This is a genomic window from Parasphingorhabdus sp., from assembly GCF_036964565.1.
Classification (GTDB): domain Bacteria; phylum Pseudomonadota; class Alphaproteobacteria; order Sphingomonadales; family Sphingomonadaceae; genus Parasphingorhabdus.
Map to the genome: position 1 here is coordinate 1 of NZ_JBALTN010000031.1, position 908 is coordinate 908.

1 protein-coding gene is annotated in these 908 nt (G+C 46.6%); it reads left to right on the forward strand.

Annotated elements, in window-relative coordinates; all coding sequences use genetic code 11:
• Window positions 1–219: 219 nt before the first annotated feature.
• Window positions 220–849 carry a class I SAM-dependent methyltransferase gene (locus V7650_RS18080; RefSeq protein WP_335657598.1) on the forward strand — a complete coding sequence of 210 codons (630 nt, stop codon included), beginning with the start codon at window positions 220–222 and terminating at the stop codon, window positions 847–849.
• Window positions 850–908 lie beyond the last annotated feature (59 nt).

The following is a 908-nucleotide window of genomic DNA, read 5'->3' on the forward strand; positions in this document are numbered from 1 at the left end:
CCAGATGGAACCAAATACTCGCTTATTTTAAACCGCCATATGTCTCAAATTATCTGACGACGGACACTTCTAACTTCGGACGATCAAAAGATTGTTGAACAGGTTTACACTGCCGCGCGCAGTGGTCTTGATATAAGTACCCAGCTTTATTCTGTCCCCAAGACGGTTGAGCAAGCGAGCGCACTTTTTTCTCACGATGCTGATCGATACGTTGCCTCAATGAGTTGGATTTCCGATATAGTTGATGCAACAAACCCGAGCTCCGTCATGGATATGGGATGTGGTGCAGGAATTCTACTCAAGCTCCTTAAACAGAGAAACAACTCCTTGAAACTGAATGGCATAGATGCTGCTGAAAATCTCATTAGGATCGGTTCGAAGATCCTGCAGCAGAATCTGATTATTGGCGACTACTGCGTCGATTCACCAGATTCGGAATATGATTTGATCGTATGTGAGTTTGGATATGACAATTCCAGTTTTCCCGAATCGACAAAACCTCACAGTTCAGCAAGGTGCGGAGCTATAGACTATTGTCCAGGGTGCGTGGAGGATGAACAAGACCACTTTCGAAAGTTTATAAAGGCTTGGCGTAAATGGGCCGCGCCAAATGGAGCGCTGGCCCTAACCGGACGCATGACCGATTATACTGCAGTCAGAGCTGTTACACTCGCCGCAAAAGAGGAAGGCTGGTTCGTTGACTTGTCCCTGTCCAAAGTGCTTACCACAATCGATAAATTCGACGGCAGGCAGTTCTTTCCTGCATGGTATTTCACTACTGAAGAGAGCCGATCTGCTTCAAACGAAGAGATTGCAAATTTCTATGCTGCCGGTGACGTGACCCCTTAAAACTCCTCCAGAAGTGATTAGAGTCCGGTCCAAGAAAGGACGGACGAATGAAGCGGATA